Origin of the sequence: Qaidamihabitans albus, from assembly GCF_016464705.1 — a bacterium.
GTDB lineage: Bacteria > Actinomycetota > Actinomycetes > Mycobacteriales > Pseudonocardiaceae > Qaidamihabitans > Qaidamihabitans albus.
Window position 1 is genome coordinate 413,296 of the sequence record NZ_JAEHOB010000001.1, and the last position, 16,604, is coordinate 429,899.

The window sequence follows — 16,604 nt, forward strand, 5'->3', positions numbered from 1 at the left end:
AAACCTTGCAGTTCCGCAAAAGATTTCTGGCACTGTCCACAGTGATCGCAGCGGCGCTCGTTACCGGCGCGTGCGGTACCGATCAGTCACCGCAGGAGGTGGAACCGGCGGCGCAGAGCCCCGCTTCGGTGAGCGAGGCGATCGTCGCCACGCACGACGGCGGCATCTACGTCATCGACGGCGAGACGCTCGAACTGGTGGAGGACATCGAGCTGGAAGGCTTCAACCGGCTCAACCCCGCGGGCGACGACCGGCACGTGATGGTCTCGAAGTCGGACGGCTTCCAGGTACTCGACGCGGCCGCCCCGGAGCTGACCGACGTCGAGGTTCCCGGCCCGAAGCCCGGCCACGTCGTGCGGCACGCCGGGAAGACCGTGCTCTTCTCCGACGGCACGGGCGAGGTGACGACCTTCGACTCGCACGCGCTCGGTGACGGTGAGCCGGAGACGGAGGTCTACACCGCGGCCGAACCGCACCACGGCGTGGCGATCGAGCTCGAGAACGGCGAGTTCATCGTCACGCTCGGAAACGAGGAGGAACGGGTCGGCATGATGGTGCTCGACGAGCACCGGCACGAGATCGCCCGCAGCGAGGAATGCCCCGGCGTGCACGGCGAGGCCACGGCGAAGGACGAGGTGGTGGTGATCGGCTGTGAGGACGGTGTGCTGATCTACCGCGACGGTGAGATCACGAAGGTGCAGAGCCCGACCGAGTACGGCCGGATCGGCAACCAGGCCGGGTCCGACGTGTCGCCGATCGTGCTCGGCGACTACAAGAAGGACCCCGACGCCGAGCTGGAGCGGCCCGAGCAGATCTCCCTCATCGACACCGCCGCCGGCAGCCTGGAGCTGGTGGATCTGGGAACGAGCTACACGTTCCGCTCGCTCGCCCGCGGCCCCGAAGGCGAGGCTCTGGTACTCGGTACCGACGGCCGGATCCATGTCATCGATCCGGTGCGTGCCGAGGTGGTGCGGACCATCCCGGTCACCGGCGCGTGGGAGGAGCCGCTGGAATGGCAGCAGCCGCGTCCGGCGATCTTCGTCCGGGACGGCACGGCGTTCGTCTCCGACCCGAACAAGAAGGAGATCTACGCGATCGACCTCGCGTCCGGGAAGAACGTGGGCACCGTGTCGCTGCCGGAGGCGCCGAACGAGCTGAGCGGCGTCAGCCACTGAGCCATTCGGGCGGTTCCGCTGGCCGGGCCTTCCGGGACGCCCCGCCGGGTGCGCAGGATCTGGCGGCATGGGGGACGATCCGGACTTCTACCGGGACAAGAAGGGCCGCCTTCGCGTCATTCCGAAGAAGGGCGCCACCGCCGTCACCGCGGCCGCGCTGGCCGGAGTGGTCGCGTTCGGCACCGGTGGGCTGGGTGCTGGCGGCGCGGCCGGTGGCGGTGCCGCCGACACGATCGCCGGGCAGAGTATCCGCGCGAAGACGGTGAACGGCAAGAGCGCCGCCCGCAAGGGGCAACGCGGTGAGGCGTGGCGGCGGATGGGGATGCGTTCCGTCCGCCACCACGCCCGCGAGGCGGTGGACTGCGTGCGCCACTCGTTCGGTCAGGTGCAGGAGTTCTTCATCGGCACGCCGTGCCGCTCGCTGCGCCGCGAGCTGCTGGCGATCGCGGATGACCGGGGCAACACGATCGTCGTCTCGATCGCGTGGGTGCGCATGTACGGCTCCGGCGACGCCGCGCGGCTGCGGGGGCTGATCGACGTGCACGGCACCGGCGACATCACACCGATCGGCAGCCAGGCACTCGGCCTCGGCGGCATCGAGTTCACCGGCGATCACTACGGTTCGCGGCGGAGCAGGTCCACGGTGGTGATCGCCGAGGCCGAACCGGCCACCGGCGCGCCGGATCCGGCGCTGCTCGACGGCGTCGCGGAGGTGGCCGCCCTGTTTCCCGCCAGGTGACGACGGCGCGGCGGTCGCGAGCTTTTAACCCGGCTTCCTGCTTGACGGACCGCCGTCGGCACGGGGCTCTCCGCACCGCCGCGCCGGTGGAGACTGGAGGCCGCCATACCGGCCAAGAATGCTCCGTGACCGAGGATTCGAGAGACGCGATGACTGAGACTCCGCGACTGCCCGACCTGAGATTGCCTTTCTCAGCACATGTCATCCGGCTGTCAGCGAGGTCGAGAGGGACGCCACCGACTGGGTTTCCCGGTTTGCCGATGCCGGGAGGTGCGAACACCTGCGGAAGACGAAGTCGGGACGTATCGCTGCTCGCACGGCCTCTCCGGAAGCGCCCGTCGGTCTTCTCCATGCCTACGCTCGGATGCTCATCTGGGGTTTCTGGTTCGACGACGAACTCGTCGACGACCTTCCGGCGAACTCGCCGCTACAGGCGCCCGCTATCGCGTCTCTGCTGCGGATGTTGGACGTGGGACGTGGGACAGGTGCCGCGGGGGCGCAGCTGGAAGCGGCGTTCAGCAGTGTCCTCGATGGCCTTGGCGCCGAACTGTCTGCGGGTCAGTTCGCTCGCTGGTGCCTGGAGATGCGGTTGTGGTTCACCTCTCTGTTGCTGCAGAACAGGTTGCGCGCCACGGACACCGTTCCCGGCGTGGAAACCTACAAGACGGTACGCCGCTATACCGTGTGTTCGTATGCGCCCATTGTTCTGCTGGACGCGTCATGGGGCTCCGGAGTCGACTGGGACGACTACTACCAGCCGGATCTCGTTTCTCTTCGATCCCGTGCGTCGAATGTCACCGCCTGGCAGAACGACATCTTCTCGTTCTTCTCGGAGCAGCGGCATCCTGGAAACTTCTGGAACCTCCCGACCGTGTACATGGCACATGGCTGTACCGCCGAGGAGGCCATCCGCAAGACCGCCGGCGATGCGGCGCTGGAGGTCGAGGCTTTCATCCGGCATGCGGCCCGGGCCGAACCATCGCTGCCCGCTGCCCAACGCATGCACATCCGTAGCCTGCGGAGCTGGATGCGTGGTTGCTATGACTGGTCACATGAGGCAACCGGACGTTATGTCGGCTGGCGGGTCGAAGCCTAGTGCGGCCGGCAGGTCGCTTCCTGATCAGCGCGGTGTCCTGGTATCCAGCATCCTGTACGTGAACAGGTGTCACGTTCGCCTCGCTCCCGTCGCGTAAGGATGCTGGATGACCAAGCTGCGCTGGCTGATCCCCGCACTGCTCGTGCTGGTATGGCTCGGCATCGGTTCGATCGGCGGTCCTTTCGCCGGCAAGCTGAGCGACGTAGCGGAGAACGACACCGCGGCGTTCCTGCCCGAGTCGGCCGAGGCCACGAAGGTCTCCGAACTGCAACGCCAGTTCGCGGGCGACGAAGGCCTGCCTGCCGTCGTCGTGGCCGAGCGGGAATCGGGCATCACGGCGGCGGACCGCCGGTACCTCCAGCGGCGCGCCACCGAGATCACCGAGATCGCAGGGGTACGACAGCCGATCTCCCCGATCATCCCGTCGCCGGGGGACGACCAGGCCCTCCAGCTGGTGGTTCCGTTCGCGGGCGAACCCGGCCAGGGCGTCGAGCGACTGCGCAACCTGCTGGAACAGGGCAAGCCGGACGGGTTGACCGTGCTCGTGACCGGCCCCGCCGCCCAGGTGGCCGATCTGGTGGAGGCATTCAGCGGCATCGACGGACTCCTGCTGCTGGTCGCGGGCACCGTCGTGGCGATCATCCTCGTGGTCGTCTACCGCAGCCCGCTGCTGCCGCTGACCGTCCTGCTGTCCGCCGTCTTCGCACTCGGCCTGGCCAGCCTGACCGTGTACCTGCTCACCGACGGAGGTGTGCTCTCGCTCAACGGGCAGAGCCAGGGCATCCTGTTCATCCTCGTCTTCGGTGCCGCCACCGACTACGCGCTGCTGCTCGTCTCCCGCTTCCGGGAGGAGCTGCGCGACACCGACGACCGCTACCAGGCGATGCGTACCGCATGGCGCTCGACGATCGAGCCCATCGCGGCGTCGGCGGGCACGGTCATCCTCGGCGTCCTCTGCCTGCTGTTCAGCAACCTGAACTCGAACAAGGACCTCGGCCCGGTCGCCGCGATCGGTATCGCCGCCGCGCTGCTGGCGTCGACGACCTTCCTGCCCGCCGCGCTGGTGCTGCTCGGCCGCGCCGCGTTCTGGCCGTTCCGCCCCGCAGTCGGCTCCGAGCACCCGGAGAGCCGCGGAGTCTGGGGGCGCCTCGCCGGCGCGGTCGATCGCCGTCCGCGCGCGATCTGGGCGGTGACCGCCCTGGTCCTGTTGGCGGGTGCGGCGTTCGTCCCGCAGTTCAACGCGAGTGGTACGGCCCAGTCCGAGGTCTTCCTGACCGAGGTCGACTCCGTCGCCGGTCAGGAGGTGCTCTCGGAGCACTTCCCCGGTGGTGCCGGGGCGCCGGCGATCGTGATCGCCGAAGCCGACTCCACGCAGGCGGTGCTCAGGGCGACCCGCCAGGTGGACGGGGTGGCCCAGGCCAGCGTCGCCACCACCCCCGCGGGACAGCCGCGGGTGGTGAACGGGCTGGTCGAGATCGAGGCGACGATGAGCGCGCCGACCGGCTCGGAGGCCGCGATCGACACCGTGCAACGCCTGCGCGACGCGGTGCACGACGTCCCCGGCGCCGGTGCGCTGGTCGGCGGGCAGACCGCCGTCCAACTGGACACGCAGCAGACCTCCCAGCGCGACCTCCGGGTCATCATCCCGATCGTGCTGCTCGTGGTCTTCCTCGTGCTGGCGCTGCTGTTGCGGTCGCTGCTCGCGCCGTTGCTGCTCATCGCAACGGTGGTGCTGTCGTTCGCCGCGACCATGGGTGTCTCGGCGCTGGTGTTCAACCACCTGCTCGACTTCCCCGGTGCGGACCCGGCGGTGCCGCTGTTCGCGTTCGTCTTCCTCGTGGCGCTCGGCATCGACTACAACATCTTCCTGATGACCCGCGTCCGCGAGGAGGCGAAGACCGAGGGCACTCGCGCGGGCACCTTGCGGGGGCTCACGCTCACCGGCGGCGTCATCACCTCCGCCGGAGTCGTGCTGGCCGCGACGTTCTCCGCGCTCTCGGTACTGCCGATCCTCTTCCTCGCGCAGATGGCGTTCATCGTGGCGTTCGGCGTGCTGCTCGACACGTTCATCGTGCGTTCGCTGCTGGTCCCGGCGCTCACCGTGGACATCGGCAGGCGTGTCTGGTGGCCGTCGGCGCTCGCGCGGCGAGATGAGAACATGCGCGCATGAACCAGCGAGTCACCGTCGAACGCGACGGCCACGTCCTGCTGATCGGGGTCGACCGCGCAGCCAAGCGCAACGCGTGGGACCTGGCGACGATCAACGAGGTGGGCCGCGCGTACGACGTGCTCGCCGACGACCCGGAGCTACGAGCGGGCGTGCTGTTCGGGCACGGTGACCACTTCAGCGCGGGCCTCGACCTCGCGGACGTGCTCCCCGCCGTCACCGAGCGCGGCCCGGACGTGCTGGCCGGTGACGCGCGGCACGACCCGTTCGGGCTGTGGAACGAGCCGGTGGACAAGCCGGTGGTGCTGGCCGTGCAGGGCATCGCCTTTACGCTGTCCATCGAGCTCGCCCTGGCCAGCGACATCGTGGTCGCCGCGGACGACGTGCGCTTCCGGCAGCTGGAGATCGGCCGCGGCATCCTGCCGTTCGGCGGCGCCACCCTGCGCGCGCCCGCCCAGCTCGGCTGGGGCAACGCGATGCGCTTCCTGCTCACCGGTGAGGAGTTCGGTGCCGCTGAGGCGCACCGCATCGGGCTGGTGCAGGAGGTCGTTCCGGCGGGCGGCCAGCTGGCCCGCGCCACCGAGCTGGCCAGGCTGATCGCGGCGCAGGCGCCGCTCGGCGTGCGGGGCACGCTCGCCAACGCGCGGGTCGCCCTGCGGTCGGGTTCCGAGCGGGCCGCGGCCGAGCACCTGCGGGAGGTCCTGCCGGGCGTCGTCGTGAGCGAGGACGCTCAGGAGGGCCTGGCCAGCTTCGTCGAGCGCCGCGAGGCTCGCTTCACCGGACGGTGAGGTTTCCCACCGGCTCATGCGGGAATGCCTATGCCCGCATAGGCACGGAGGTGACACCGACATGGCTAAGTGTGAAGTCTGTGGCAACGACTACGAGCTCTCGTTCGAGGTCCACACCACCGGCGGTGGCCGGCACACGTTCGACTCGTTCGAATGCGCCGTCCATCGGCTCGCGCCCGTCTGCGAGCACTGCGGCTGCCGGGTGATGGGGCACGGCGTCCAGGTGGACGGCCAGTTCTACTGCTGCGCCCACTGCGCGCGGGAGACCACGCGGGAAGGCATCCAGGCCCGCGACGCCGTCTCCACCACCAGCTGAGCACGTGGCTCGTGAGTGCTGACACGAGTTCTAACTCGTGTCAGCACTCACGAGCCGAGGGCACGGGCGAAGAAGGCCAGGTTCGCCGGCCGTTCGCCCAGGCGCCGCATGAAGTACGGAAACCACTCGGTGCCGTACGGCACGTACACCCGCATCCGCAGGCCACGCGCGGCGATCCGCCGCTGCGCCTCGGTGCGCACGCCGTACAGCATCTGGTACTCGTGGTCCCCGCTCGCCCGGCCTGCCCGCGCCGCGAGGTCCTCGGCGATGGCGAGCATCCGGTCGTCATGGGTGGCGATCATGGGGTAGCCCTGACCGCCGAGCAGTATCTTGAGGCAGCGGACGTACGCGCGATCCACGTCGGCCTTCTCGCGGTACGCCACCGACGCCGGTTCGTCGTAGGCGCCCTTGCACAGCCGTACCCGGGAGCCCGGCCCGGCCAGCTCGGCGCAGTCGGTCTCGGTCCGCCGCAGGTAGGCCTGTAGCACGGCACCGGTGGCGGGGAAGTCGAGGCGCAGATCCCGCACGGTCGACAGCGTCGCGTCGGTGGTCGTGTGGTCCTCCATGTCGACCGTCACCGTGGTACCCGCCCCGGCGGCCGCCGCGCACACCCGCCTCGCCGCGTCGAGCGCGATCTTCTCCCCGTCCACCGGAAGTGCCTGCCCCAGCGCCGACAGCTTCACCGAGACCTCGGCCCGCCCGGCCAGCCCTGCCCAGGCCAGCCGGGCGAGCAGGGTCCGGTAGGCCTCGACGGTCGCCTCGACCCGTTGCCGGTCGACGGTGTCCTCGCCGAGGTGGTCCAGGGAGATCAGCCGGTCGCCCGCGAGGTCACCCGCGGTGCGGACGGCGGCGTCGACATCGGTGCCCGCGACGAACCGGTCGACGATCGGCCGGGCGAACGGCGCCCGCTCCGCGGCCGAGCGGCACCGCGGCGACCGGGACGCGGCGATCAGGGCTGAGCGCAGCATGGCGGGATCCTTTCCGTTCGTGGTTCCCCGGCGGGGATGCGAGTCCCCCGCCGTTGGCCTGCCCGTTCCGCGTGCCGGGTCGCGGGGCGGGGAGTTCGCGGACCGGAGTGCGGAACTCGCGGGCTGGGGCGGGGGGACTCGCGGGTCAGAGCTGGTGCGGGTAGGCGGAGCGCACCGGTGGTACGAATGTCTCCTTGACCGTGCGCGGGCTGACCCAGCGCAGCAGGTTGTAGACCGAGCCGGCCTTGTCGTTGGTGCCGGAGCCCCGGGCGCCGCCGAAGGGCTGCTGGCCGACGACCGCGCCGGTCGGCTTGTCGTTGACGTAGAAGTTGCCCGCCGCGAAGCGCAGCACCTCGGCCGCCCGCTCGATCGCCGCCCGGTCGCGGGCGATGATCGCGCCGGTCAGCCCGTACGCTGCACCGCGGTCCACCTCGTGCAGGACGCGGTCGTAGTCGCCGTCCTCATACACGTGCACCGCGAGCACCGGGCCGAAGAACTCGGTGCTGAACACCTCGTGCGCGGGGTCGCTGCCCACGATCACGGTGGGCCGCACGAAGTACCCCCGGGAGTCGTCGGCCGTGCCGCCCGCGATCACCTCCAGCGAGGGTGCCTCGTGCGCCATCCGCTGCACCGCGGAGAGGCGGTCGAACGCGCGCCGGTCGATGACGGCGCCCATGAAGTTGCGGAATTCGGTGACGTCGCCGACCGCGAGGCTGTCCACTTCGGACACGAGGTCGGCCCTGAGCCGGTTCCACACCGAGCGCGGAACGAAGGCGCGCGAGGCCGCCGAGCACTTCTGTCCCTGGAACTCGAACGCGCCGCGCACCAGCGCCGTGCGCAGCACGTCGACGTCGGCGGAGGGGTGGGCGACCACGAAGTCCTTGCCGCCGGTCTCGCCGACCAGCCGGGGATACGTGCGGTAGCCGCCGATGTTCGCGCCGACGGTCGACCAGAGGTGCTGGAAGGTCCGGGTCGAGCCGGTGAAGTGGATGCCGGCGAGCGCCGGGTCCGCGAGCGCCACGTCCGAGACGGCGAGGCCGTCGCCGGGCAGCAGGTTGATCACGCCGGGCGGCAGGCCGGCCTCTTCGAGCAGCCGCATCGTGAGGTGCGCGGCGAGGCCCTGGGTGGGCGAGGGTTTCCACAGAACGGTGTTGCCGAGCAGCGCGGGCGCGGTGGGCAGGTTGCCCGCGATCGCGGTGAAGTTGAACGGCGTGATCGCGTAGACGAAGCCTTCCAGCGGGCGGTAGTCCAGCCGGTTCCAGGCGCCGGGCGCGCTCCGCGGCTGCCCGGTCATCAGCTCCCGCGCGAAGTGCACGTTGAACCGCCAGAAGTCGGCCAGCTCGCACGCCGAGTCGATCTCGGCCTGCGTCACCGTCTTCGACTGGCCGAGCATGGTCGCGGCGTTGATCGTGTCCCGCCACGGGCCGGAGAGCAGGTCGGCGGCGCGGAGCAGGACGGCGGCCCGCTCGTCGAACGGCAGCCGCCGCCACGACTCGCCCGCCCGCAGCGCCGCCTCGACCGCGGCCTTCGCGTCCTCGTGGGTCGCGTTCGCGGTCGTGCCGAGCACGTGCGCGTGGTTGTGCGGCTGGACGACGTCGATCCGTGTGCCACCGGGCATCCGCTGCTCGCCGTCGATGGTGGCGGTCAGCTCGAACCGCGTGCCGGCCAGTTCGGCGAGCGTGCGGGTCAGGCTCTCCCGCTCGGGGGAGCCGGGGGCGTAGTCGCGCACGGGCTCGTTGCGCGGCGCGGGCGGGCTGGTGATCGCGTCCATGCGGAAACGGTAAGCACGACGAACGCCGGGCGCGTTGTCTGGTCGGCTACGGTTGACCAGTGGACCTTGTTCGATCGGACAACGGCGTCGGCCTCCGGCAGTTGCTGGTGGCGATCGGCGAGCCGCTGGTCGAGACGTGCACGCCGGAGCTCGATCCGGCGCTGCGCGGCGTCGCGATCCTCGACCCGGACGACGAGCCCGGCAGCTACCCCGGCGAGCTGGTGCTGATCATCGGGGTACGCGGGCGCGAGGCGGCCGGGTACGTGCGTGCCGCGGCCCGCGGCGGTGCCTCGGCGGTCGCGGTGAAGGCGGGCCGGCACGCCGCCGAGCTGGCGACCGTGGCCGCGGGAGCCGGCGTCGCGCTGCTCACCGTCGCTCCGGAGGTCCGCTGGGACCAGCTCGGCACGCTCGTCCGGGAGGTGCTCGACGCCGCGACGCTGACCGAGGGCCTCGGCGCCGAGCCCGGTGACCTGTTCGCCCTCGCGCAAACGCTTGCGGTCCTGACCGCGGGCAGCGTGGTGATCGAGGATGCCGGCAACCGGGTGCTCGCGTACTCGCGCTCCGCCGACGAGGTCGACGAGATGCGGCGGCTGTCGATCCTCGGCTGGGAGGGCCCCGAGACCTACCTCGCGCTGCTTCGCGAATGGGGCGTCTTCCAGCGGCTGCGCTCGGGGGAAGAGGTGGTGCGGGTCGAGGAGCGCCCCGAACTCGGTATCCGGCGCAGGCTGGCGGTGGGCATCCGGGCGGGTTCGCAGCACCTCGGCGCGATCTGGGTGCAGGAGGGCCGCGAACCTTTCGCCGAGCGGGCGGAGAGCGCGCTGCTCGGCGCGGCCCGGATCGCGGCCGTGCAGCTCGTCCGGCACCGCGGCGGGCCGGGACGCTCGCCCCAGGAGCTGGTGACCGGCCTGCTCGACGGCGGGACCAACCCCGACCTCGTCGCGGGACGGCTCGGGATCGATCCGGCGGCGCCCGCGGTGGTGGTCGCGTTCGCCGTGCGGGAGACCGGGCCGGACCGGCCCGCGCACGAGCTGCGCAGGGTCGAGGTGATCGACATGGTCTCGGTGCACATGACGTCGTACCGGCGCGGGGCGCTGGTCGGCGGCTCCGGCTCCCGTGTGTACGCGGTGCTGCCGGACGTCTCCGCGGGCCAGGCACTCGGCACGCTCGTTACCGACATCGTGCGGGTGCTGCGGCGGCGGACCGGCGTGCGGGTACAGGCCGGTATCGGCGCACCGGTGACCGCGCTCGCGGATGTCCCGGCCTCGCGGGCCGAGGCGGACCGGGTACTGGCCGCGATGGGACCCGAGCGGGACGTCGCGGCCATCGGCGACCTGCGCGCCGAGGTGCTGCTCGGCGAGCTGACGGCGCTGCTGCGAGACCGGCCGGACCTGCGGGACCCGGCCGTGTCGGCGCTGCCCGCGCACGACGCCGAGCACGGCACCGAGCTGGTGCCGACCCTGCTGGCGTACCTGGACGCGATGGGTGACGTGCGTTCGGCCGCGAGTGCGCTGCACGTGCATCCCAACACCGTCCGGCACCGGGTGCGCCGGGCGGGCACGGTGAGCGGGGTCGACCTCGGCGACCCTCGCGCACGGCTGGCGTGTCACCTGCAACTGCTCCTCACAGACCCGGCGGCTCGTGGTTGAATCTCGACCGACGAGGAGAGAAAGGGCGGACGTGGCGAGGCTCGGAGAACTGGAGCGGGCGGTGATGAACGTGCTCTGGGCGCGCCAGGAACCGGTGAGCGTGCGGGCCGTGCATGCCGAGCTCGCCGACCGCGGCCTGGCCTACACCACCGTGATGACGGTGCTCACCCGGCTTGCCGCCAAGAACGTCGTGCGGCGTGAGCGGCAGGGGCGGGCCTGGCTGTACGCGCCCGCGGCGAGCCGGGAGGAGTACGTCGCCGAGCTGATGCTCGAGGCGCTCGAACTCACCGGCGACCGGGGCTCGGCGCTCGTCCGCTTCGCGCAGTCGGTCAGCAACGACGAGGCGGACGCGCTGCGCCAGGCACTGGAGCGGGGCGAGACGTGATACTCGCGGGGCACCAGATCGCGGCCTGTGCGCTGGCCGCGATCGTGGCGCTCTGGCTCCTGCACAGCTGCTGGACGCACGCACACCCGCGGATCGCGCTGATCCTGTGGCAGATCACCGGGCTCACGCTCGTGGTGTCCACGATCGGCATGCTGCTCGGCTTCGGGCTCGCGCCGTACCGGCGTGGCCTGGTGCCCGCGCTGCTCGACCTGCCCGGCCGGCTGCACGAGCTGGACACGTGGCACCTCGTCGCGGTGGCGGCAGGTCTCCTCCTCGCCGGCTGGCTGCTCGTCAACCAGCTCCTGTGCCTGCTGAGCACCGCCCGGGCGCGGGCGCGGCACCGGCTGTTGCTGCAACTGGTCGCCAGTCCGGGCGGGGACGCGCTGGTCGTGGACCATCCGGTCGCCGTGGCGTACTGCCTGCCGGGCCGCAATCCGCGGATCGTCGTCAGCGCGGGTGCCCGCAGGCTGCTCACCGACGCCGAGCTCGGCGCGGTGCTGGCGCACGAGCGGGCGCATGCGCGGGAGCGGCACCACCTCGTGGTCGCGCCGTTCCAGGCGCTGCGCAGGCTGGTGCCGGGCAGCACGGTGCTGACCCGCGTGTGCGCGGCCATCGAGCTGCTCGTCGAGATGTGCGCCGACGACAGGGCGGCTCATCAGCACGGCAGGGAGCCGCTGGCGAGCGCGCTGGAGAGGTTTCATGCCAACGGTTTCGGCGGTACACCGGCCGGCGCGCTCGCCGTCGCCGACACACCGGTGCTGGCGCGGATCCGCAGGCTGCGCCGCCCGGACCGGATCGGTCTGCCGCTCGCCGGGATGATGGCGTACGCGCTGGCGATCTCCGCGCTCGTGACGTCGGCGAGCCTGTTCGCCGTGCCGCTCTAGACGGTACTACGGCATGTAGTAACGTGCCGCCATGGAAATCGTCTACGACGCTCTCGTCGTCCTTCACCTGCTCGGGATGGCAGGCATCCTCAGCGGAGTCCTGATCCACTACGTGGCAAAGGGGGGCGCGGCCTTCGCGGCGATGCTGCACAGCGCGATCCTCCAGGTGCTCACCGGTCTGGCGCTCACCGGCATAGCGTCGGCGGATCTGGTGGACTCCGAGGTGAACAACACCAAGATCGCGGTCAAGCTCGTCGTCGCGGTCGCCGTCCTGGTGCTGGCCCTGGTCCTCTACCGCAGGCGGGACCTGGCGAACCGGGGCCTCGTGGCCGCCGTGGGTGGTCTGACGGTGGCCAACGTGATCATCGCGGTGTTCTGGTAGGCGACGTCCGCCGCAGCCAGAGCAGGCCGAGCACCGGCAGCACGAGCGGGATGAACAGGTAGCCGCGGCCGAAGGTCGACCACACCGTCGCGTCCGGGAAGGCGGCCGCGTCGACGACGCTCAGTGTGCCGACCGTGAGCACGCCGACCAGCTCCACCGTGCAGGCGGCGAGCGCGACCCGCCACCAGGCGGTACCCGAGCGCGCGAGGGCCACCGTCGCGAGCACGTACACGACCGCCGCGAAGGCGGAGAGCGCGTACGGGATCGGCGCCTCGCCGAACCGGGTGGCGATCTGGACGCCGGCCCGGGAGGTCGCGCCGACGGCGAAGATTGCGTACACGGCGACCAGCACGCGGCCGGGCCCACTGGCCGTCGCGGGGACGTCGCTGCCTTCCCGGGAAGGCGCCGTACCGTCAGGCACCGGATCCACTCCAGACTTCGTGCAGGCGCAGCACCAGGACGGGCACGGTCACGCAGGCCACGCCGAGGACCGCGGTGCCGGACCGGCTGCGCTCGGCCAGCGCCCACACCGTACCGAGAGGCAGGACGAGCAGGCTGCCGACGAGGTAGGCGAGGAACGTGACCATGCTGGCCGGGCGCTCGCCGGAGATCAGCAGGACGGCCGCGATCACCATCTGCACGATCAGCAGCGCCTCCACCAAGGCGAGCCCGATCAGCAGCGGCCGCCGCGGAGCCCGGTTCCTGGCGACGAGCACGAAGCTCCATACCGCGACGGCCAGCGCGCACAGCGCCACCGCGATCGCGAACTCGGTGATCACCGGTCCTCCCGCTCGTAGAGACTGCCTTCGAACCTGCTGGAACGGACCAGGGCGCGCTGTTTCCGCTGGTCACCGGTCGTGAGTGCGTAACAGTGTTCTAACTCGCGTGCGCACTCACGAGAGGTGACCAGGCACAACGCCGCGCCTCCGTGGGATCAAGGACAGGCTCTTACTTATTACTACCAGTTGTAGCATAGCGATGCGGGGAGCCGGCTTCGGGTCGACAATCGTCTGTCGCCGCGTCGGTCCTCTGTGGACTGCTATGTTGTACTACACGCATTTCTGAGTTGCGACAACTCGAAATGGCCCCCCTTTCGAGTTGATCGGTGACCCTCTGCTTACTCGGGCCGACCAGGCGGTCTGGGTCTGCCGTATTGCCGTTACAGTTCATCCGGGTGAATTGCGCACGGACCGCGCTACCCACCGCTTCCCTACTTGTAAGTAGCAGCAAAATTGACGTCCCTGTTCAGCGGAGTTGAACCCCCGGGATGGCGGATTGGCCACGAGGGGTCCGTTATGGGGGAATGTCTCGGGAGTTGTGAAGCAGCCGGTCGGCGAGTTTCATTTCGCTGGCCAGGAAAGGGATTTCGAATGGACCTCCGGTACGAGGCTTACTGCTTCGCCGATCCACTGTTCTTCGACGAGCAGCGTGCCCCGGAGACGCCCGAGAGCGGATTCGCCGCCGTCCTGCCGCTGCCGGATTCCGGTTGGACGGAAAAGGACCTCGGCGTTTGGCGGATGCTCGCCCCTGTCACGACTGTGCTGCCTGGCCAGGGTTGGAAGATCCACGTGTCGGCTGGTCTGGACAATGCCGAGCGGGTTTTGTGCCGAGTGCACGAATACTGCATCGAGCAGGGGGTCGCATTCAAGCATCTACGAACGATGCAGATCCTGCTCGCGCGGAATTCGAAATACGCGCCGCGAGAGGCGAGTGGAAAACTGATCACGATCTACCCGGCTGGCGAAGATCAGTTCACGAAAATCCTTGCGGACCTTTCCGTGAAACTCGAGGGCGAGCCTGGCCCCTATATTCTGAGTGATCTGCGTTATGGCGGTGGACCGCTGTACGCGCGCTACGGTGGATTTCTGGAGCAATGGGTCGAGGTCGACGGCGCCCGCGTTCTCGCGGTCACCAAGCCGGACGGCACCAGGGTCCCCGATCGGCGCGAGCCGACGTTCTCCGTGCCTGGCTGGGCGGATCTGCCCAAGTGCCTGGAGCCGCACCTGGCGGCCCGCAAGGGTGGCGATCCGGCGCAGTTCCCGTACCGGGTGAGCGGATCGCTGCACTTCTCCAACGGTGGAGGGGTCTACCGGGCCACGCGGCTCGCCGACGGCAAGGAACTGGTACTCAAGGAGGCGCGGCCGCACGCCGGGCTCGACCGGGGCGGTGTCGACGCGGTCGCCAGGTTGCATCGCGAGCACGACATCCTCACCCGGCTCGCCGGTGTGCCGGGTGTGCCCGAGATCTACGACCTGTTCGCGGTGTGGGAGCACCACTTCCTCGCCATGCAGGAGGTGCCGGGCATTCCGCTGGGCTCCTGGCTGGCCCGCAACTACCCGCTGACCCGCCGGGAGGTCACCGAGCAGGAGGTCGCCGAGTACACCGAACGCGCGCTCGCACTGCTCGACTCCGTTGCCCGGCTGGTGGCCGGCGTGCACGAGCGCGGGATCGTCTTCGGTGACCTGCACCCGATGAACATCCTCGTCGATGACGACGACACGGTGCGCCTGATCGATTTCGAACTGTCGTTCCCGGTGACCGAGCCGGGCAGGCCCGCTCTCGGGGCGCCGGGCTTCCGGGCGCCGGCCGACCGCACCGGTTTCGCGATCGACCAACATGCGCTCGCCGCGCTCAGACTGTGGATCTTCCTGCCGCTCAACGCCCTGTTGGAGCTGTCCCCGGCGAAACTGTCCGGCCTGGTGGGCTTCGTGCGGCGCCGGTTCGGGCTGCCCGCCGGTTTCGGGGTACAGATCCTGCGCACGCTGGCGCCCAACGGACGGACGGCCGAGCCCGTGGTGACCGAACTGGACGAACCGGAGCCGGACTGGGGCATGGTGCGCAAGGCCGTCGCCGAGGCGATACTGGCCAGCGCCACGCCGGAGCGGGCCGACCGGCTCTTTCCCGGCGACATCGAGCAGTTCCGGGTCGGTGGTGCGTGCTTCGGCTACGGCGCCGCCGGTGTGCTGCACGCGCTGGACGTCGCCGGCGCGGGCCGCTACCCGGAGCACGAGCGCTGGTTGCTCGACGCGGTGCGGCGGGAGCCGCCGACCCGGCCCGGCTTCTTCGACGGCGCCCACGGCATCGCGCACGTGCTGGAGAACTTCGGCTACCGCGAGGAGGCGGGTTCGCTCGTCGACGGTGCGACCAACCTGGTCGGGCAGACCCGCGATCACAGCCTCGACGGCGGTCTCGCCGGGATCGGGCTCAACCTGCTCCACTTCGCGGATTCCCGCGCTGACAACGGTTTCCGGGCCGACGCGGTGCGCATCGGTGACCGGCTCGCCGATACGCTGGACACCGCCGCCGAGCCCGGCGACTTCGCCAGGGCCGGGCTGTCCCACGGCTGGTCGGGGCCCGCGCTGCTGTTCGTCCGGTTGTTCGAACGCACCGGCGACCGCGGCTGGCTCACCCTCGCGGAGCGGGCGATCGAGCGTGATCTGGCCGAATGTGCCGCCGCCGACGACGGCTCGCTCCAGGTCCGCGACGGGGAGACGCGCACGCTGCCGTATCTGGGGGTCGGCAGCGCGGGAATCGCGCTGGCCGCCGGGGAACTGGCCGCGATCGACCCCGATGCCGCATGCCTGAGCCGCCTGCCGTCCCTGTTGCAGGCCTGCCGGGGAGAGTTCGTCATCCACCCCGGCCTGTTCCTCGGCCGCTGCGGGCTGCTCGCCACGCTCGCCGCCGCCGACCGGAGGCGGCCGGACCGGGTGCTGGCCGATGCCGTCGCGCTGCACCTGTCGCGGCTCGCCTGGTACGCGATCCCGTACGGCCCTGGCGGACTCGCCTTCCCCGGCAACCAGTTGTTGCGGTTGTCGATGGACCTCGCCACCGGCGGCGCGGGTGTGCTGCTCACACTCGCGTCCACTCTGGACGGTCATGGCGCCGTGCTGCCGTTTCTCGGCACCGCGCGACCGTCGCCCTGAACCCCTGGCCGATCCCCGACCGGAGGACGAGAAACGAAGATGAAAGGGAGAAAACCGATGGATCTGGTACTCGACCTGCAGGGCCTCGAGACCCCCGAGGGCGCTCAGTACGGCGGCAGCCACGGCGGCGGCGGTGGCGGCGCCAGCAACCTGAGCCTGCTGGCCTCCTGCGCCAACAGCACCGTCAGCCTGCTCACCTGCCACTGACGTGAGCCGGGTGCGGGAGCGGCGCAGGCCAAGTGCGCCGCTCCCGCACCACCCCATTCTGCCCGACGAGGCCCGCGGAGTCGTGAGTGCGTAACACTGTTCTAACTCGCGTGAACACTCACGACCGCTTCCTGCTCGGCATCGTCCGGCACGACCG

Annotated in this window: 16 protein-coding genes; 12 read left to right on the top strand and 4 right to left on the bottom strand. The window is 70.5% G+C overall.

Annotated elements, in window-relative coordinates; genetic code table 11:
• Positions 1-5 precede the first annotated feature (5 nt).
• From aztD to JAP66_RS02090, 6 genes are all read left to right on the top strand, one after another.
• Positions 6-1,175: a zinc metallochaperone AztD gene (gene aztD, locus JAP66_RS02065; RefSeq protein WP_199429648.1), complete on the top strand. Its 1,170-nt coding sequence runs from the start codon at positions 6-8 to the stop codon at positions 1,173-1,175.
• A gap of 67 nt (positions 1,176-1,242) precedes the next feature.
• A complete protein-coding gene (locus tag JAP66_RS31920; protein WP_235998652.1) occupies positions 1,243-1,914 on the top strand; it encodes a hypothetical protein in 672 nt (223 codons plus the stop codon).
• 364 nt (positions 1,915-2,278) lie between these two features.
• A complete protein-coding gene (locus tag JAP66_RS02075; protein WP_199429650.1) occupies positions 2,279-3,010 on the top strand; it encodes a terpene synthase family protein in 732 nt (243 codons plus the stop codon).
• Between the two features lie 106 nt (positions 3,011-3,116).
• Positions 3,117-5,180, top strand: coding sequence for an MMPL family transporter (locus tag JAP66_RS02080; protein ID WP_199429652.1), 2,064 nt, complete (start codon positions 3,117-3,119; stop codon positions 5,178-5,180).
• Positions 5,177-5,965, top strand: a complete 789-nt coding sequence (locus JAP66_RS02085) for a crotonase/enoyl-CoA hydratase family protein (protein ID WP_199429654.1) — start codon at positions 5,177-5,179, stop codon at positions 5,963-5,965. Before JAP66_RS02080 ends, JAP66_RS02085 begins: the two co-directional genes overlap by 4 nt.
• 61 nt (positions 5,966-6,026) lie before the next feature.
• Entirely contained in the window at positions 6,027-6,281 is a 255-nt protein-coding gene (locus tag JAP66_RS02090; protein WP_199429656.1) for a metallothionein, read from the top strand.
• Positions 6,282-6,328: 47 nt separating this feature from the next.
• On the opposite strand, the gene JAP66_RS02095 is transcribed toward JAP66_RS02090, so the two are convergent.
• Positions 6,329-7,249 (bottom strand): proline dehydrogenase family protein, encoded by a 921-nt coding sequence (locus JAP66_RS02095; protein WP_199429658.1) that lies wholly within the window; start codon positions 7,247-7,249, stop codon positions 6,329-6,331.
• A 145-nt stretch (positions 7,250-7,394) separates the two neighbouring features.
• On the bottom strand, positions 7,395-9,020 hold the full coding sequence (gene pruA / locus JAP66_RS02100) for an L-glutamate gamma-semialdehyde dehydrogenase (protein WP_199429660.1): 1,626 nt from the start codon (positions 9,018-9,020) through the stop codon (positions 7,395-7,397).
• 59 nt (positions 9,021-9,079) lie between these two features.
• On the opposite strand from pruA, the gene JAP66_RS02105 reads away from it, so the two are divergent.
• From JAP66_RS02105 to JAP66_RS02120, 4 genes are read left to right on the top strand one after another with little or no spacing between them, the layout of a single operon-like run.
• A complete protein-coding gene (locus tag JAP66_RS02105; RefSeq protein WP_199429662.1) occupies positions 9,080-10,666 on the top strand; it encodes a PucR family transcriptional regulator in 1,587 nt (528 codons plus the stop codon).
• A gap of 31 nt (positions 10,667-10,697) precedes the next feature.
• Positions 10,698-11,051, top strand: coding sequence for a BlaI/MecI/CopY family transcriptional regulator (locus JAP66_RS02110; RefSeq protein ID WP_199429664.1), 354 nt, complete (start codon positions 10,698-10,700; stop codon positions 11,049-11,051).
• Positions 11,048-11,935, top strand: coding sequence for a M56 family metallopeptidase (locus JAP66_RS02115; protein WP_199429666.1), 888 nt, complete (start codon positions 11,048-11,050; stop codon positions 11,933-11,935). Before JAP66_RS02110 ends, JAP66_RS02115 begins: the two co-directional genes overlap by 4 nt.
• A 31-nt stretch (positions 11,936-11,966) precedes the next feature.
• Positions 11,967-12,317, top strand: a complete 351-nt coding sequence (locus JAP66_RS02120) for a hypothetical protein (RefSeq protein WP_199429668.1) — start codon at positions 11,967-11,969, stop codon at positions 12,315-12,317.
• Here the strand turns inward: JAP66_RS02120 and JAP66_RS02125 are convergent.
• Positions 12,298-12,738, bottom strand: coding sequence for a hypothetical protein (locus JAP66_RS02125; protein WP_199429670.1), 441 nt, complete (start codon positions 12,736-12,738; stop codon positions 12,298-12,300). The two genes, JAP66_RS02120 and JAP66_RS02125, sit on opposite strands and share 20 nt — an antisense overlap.
• Positions 12,731-13,096 carry a hypothetical protein gene (locus JAP66_RS02130; protein ID WP_199429672.1) on the bottom strand — a complete coding sequence of 122 codons (366 nt, stop codon included), beginning with the start codon at positions 13,094-13,096 and terminating at the stop codon, positions 12,731-12,733. The genes JAP66_RS02125 and JAP66_RS02130 overlap by 8 nt, the downstream gene beginning before the upstream one ends.
• A gap of 591 nt (positions 13,097-13,687) precedes the next feature.
• On the opposite strand from JAP66_RS02130, the gene lanKC reads away from it, so the two are divergent.
• Positions 13,688-16,240: a class III lanthionine synthetase LanKC gene (lanKC, locus tag JAP66_RS02135; protein ID WP_199429674.1), complete on the top strand. Its 2,553-nt coding sequence runs from the start codon at positions 13,688-13,690 to the stop codon at positions 16,238-16,240.
• Between the two features lie 57 nt (positions 16,241-16,297).
• Positions 16,298-16,447 carry a SapB/AmfS family lanthipeptide gene (locus JAP66_RS02140; RefSeq protein WP_199429682.1) on the top strand — a complete coding sequence of 50 codons (150 nt, stop codon included), beginning with the start codon at positions 16,298-16,300 and terminating at the stop codon, positions 16,445-16,447.
• Positions 16,448-16,604: the final 157 nt, after the last annotated feature.

Excerpts from the sequence above, each read along its gene's own strand:
- JAP66_RS31920 (WP_235998652.1), top strand. The coding sequence starts at position 1,243 with ATGGGGGACGATCCGGACTTCTACCGGGACAAGAAGGGCCGCCTTCGC.
- JAP66_RS02075 (WP_199429650.1), top strand. The coding sequence starts at position 2,279 with ATGCTCATCTGGGGTTTCTGGTTCGACGACGAACTCGTCGACGACCTT.
- JAP66_RS02080 (WP_199429652.1), top strand. The coding sequence starts at position 3,117 with ATGACCAAGCTGCGCTGGCTGATCCCCGCACTGCTCGTGCTGGTATGG.
- JAP66_RS02085 (WP_199429654.1), top strand. The coding sequence starts at position 5,177 with ATGAACCAGCGAGTCACCGTCGAACGCGACGGCCACGTCCTGCTGATC.
- JAP66_RS02090 (WP_199429656.1), top strand. The coding sequence starts at position 6,027 with ATGGCTAAGTGTGAAGTCTGTGGCAACGACTACGAGCTCTCGTTCGAG.
- JAP66_RS02095 (WP_199429658.1), bottom strand. The coding sequence starts at position 7,249 with ATGCTGCGCTCAGCCCTGATCGCCGCGTCCCGGTCGCCGCGGTGCCGC.
- pruA (WP_199429660.1), bottom strand. The coding sequence starts at position 9,020 with ATGGACGCGATCACCAGCCCGCCCGCGCCGCGCAACGAGCCCGTGCGC.
- JAP66_RS02120 (WP_199429668.1), top strand. The coding sequence starts at position 11,967 with ATGGAAATCGTCTACGACGCTCTCGTCGTCCTTCACCTGCTCGGGATG.
- lanKC (WP_199429674.1), top strand. The coding sequence starts at position 13,688 with ATGGACCTCCGGTACGAGGCTTACTGCTTCGCCGATCCACTGTTCTTC.
- JAP66_RS02140 (WP_199429682.1), top strand. The coding sequence starts at position 16,298 with ATGGATCTGGTACTCGACCTGCAGGGCCTCGAGACCCCCGAGGGCGCT.